Origin of the sequence: Chryseobacillus diguaensis, assembly GCF_049220665.1 — a bacterium.
Lineage (GTDB): Bacteria > Bacillota > Bacilli > Bacillales > Bacillaceae > Metabacillus_B.
The window spans coordinates 1-1750 of the sequence record NZ_JBMKNV010000032.1; the positions used below are offsets into that span (position 1 = coordinate 1).

Here is a 1750-nt window from a genome sequence, read left to right on the forward strand (position 1 = left end):
ACTATGCCTTCACGAAGCCAAACTGATGTGAACTCATTTCATTTACCCGTAAACCCAATTACAAGGGTTATGAAATCCTGCGAATAAGTGAGCATTCGAGAGATATTCGTATCAAACTGAGGGAGTTAAAGAGTGTTTTTTTAACTTTTTGTGCAGCACTTGAGGCAGATAGTTAAGAATCAATTTACATATATAGCCGTGAACCGTCATAAGTAAATGAGGTACTAAAAATTACAAAAAGCACCTTATTGAATTTAAATTAAGGTGCTTTTTAAAAAACTACTAAATTATTGTTTTTTAAGTCGTTTATGAGCGGAATCTCGATCTACAGTAATGGGAATATGGTTTAATGCTTTTCCTAAGCCATAGTGAGGCATATTTGCATAAATAGCTTCATAATTACCCTTACTTATTTGATAGGTTTCATGATAAATTCCAACTGCATCATTGTTACCTACTTTTCGGTTGAAAGTTTTCCAAGCAGTCAAATGTTTTTCATTTTTAGCATAAGCTAGCAAGTCTTCGACTGAACGCCAATATTGGATTATGGCAGTTGTTTTCATTCCAAAATAACTTTCCATCGATAAAAATCCTAGCTCCTCTTTGTGTGTATAAAGCTCCTTAATCATTCCAGGCATGGCTGTAGCTACTGGTAACCACTTATGAATTGCGAGTCGCTTGTTAACTCTCATTCCAATGATGAAAACGACAATATCCTCTGTATTCTCAATCGTATAACGTCCCGTATAAATGTGGTTAGTCATCACTAATTCCCCTTCCTATAAAATTTATCAAGAGTAAACTCGCACCAGTCAATCGCTGCTTTGGTAGTTCTTTTTCCATAATCCAATGTACACAGCCAATATATTGAATCTTCATCGTTATCTTTGTGATTAATAATAGCCTGTTCAATAGATATATAGGTTTGATAACGTTCTTCAAGTTCTTGCTTATAATTCTGTAGAAGCAACACCTTTTTTTCTGGAGCTTGATAGCGACCAAAAAATAATTTAAGCAAAACTTCATTTCGCTCAGTTGGTAAGTGTTCAATTGGCTTCTCCAACCAATTCTTTAGAACCTCTAATCCCTTCGAGGTTAAATAGTACTCATTACTATCGGGTTTTCCAGGGACAGATGAAGTACGAACTTCTGCTAATTCCTCTTGAGCAATTAATTTTAGAGTTGGATAAATCTGTCCATAACTAATTTTCCAAAAATGATTTAAGCTCTGATCAATGCACTGTTTAATGGCATAACCAGATTTACATTCAGTAGTTAATATTCCTAATATTGCATATGTTGTAGCGTTATAACTTTTCAATAATGTTCTCACACCTATCTAAAAGATATATATCATTTAGATACATAATAATAAATTTAAACAAAAAGCACAAGTTAATTTTCTGAATAAATAAAAAACATTGAGACTTAAGAGGATAAGACAAAACCTTATTTAGTTTAGCCACGGTGAACCGTATTATAGGTAAGTGAGGTTTTTAAGTGAAAAGTTACTCTTATAGAATTAAAAAGATGGAAATTTATTTAAATTTTATCTAGTCTGTAAAGTCTTGATGCCAACCCATTTTGTGCAGTATGATTGTGAATAATTTCACTTAAACTATCGGGTGCTTTACTTGAATAAGAACAACATAAGAATCCAATACTAGGTGTGAAAATTCACGAGTGGCAAAAATGGCTGTGTTTATGTCTTCTTGCAAATAATTTTAATAAATGTTAAACTTTAGAAGAA

Annotated in this window: 2 protein-coding genes; both read right to left on the minus strand. The window is 32.6% G+C overall.

Translation table 11 applies throughout. The features are described 5' to 3' along the window. Positions 1-287: 287 nt before the first annotated feature. Positions 288-764, minus strand: coding sequence for a DUF4188 domain-containing protein (locus ACOT8F_RS20855; RefSeq protein WP_421653831.1), 477 nt, complete (start codon positions 762-764; stop codon positions 288-290). 2 nt (positions 765-766) lie between these two features. Next, the gene (locus tag ACOT8F_RS20860) at positions 767-1321 is read right to left on the minus strand and encodes a PadR family transcriptional regulator (RefSeq protein ID WP_421653832.1); all 555 of its coding nucleotides are present in this window, start codon (positions 1319-1321) and stop codon (positions 767-769) included. Between the last annotated feature and the right edge of the window lie 429 nt (positions 1322-1750).

What these genes read in the sequence shown, in the direction of transcription:
- ACOT8F_RS20855 (WP_421653831.1), bottom strand. Translation starts at nt 764, where the DNA reads ATGACTAACCACATTTATACGGGACGTTATACGATTGAGAATACAGAG.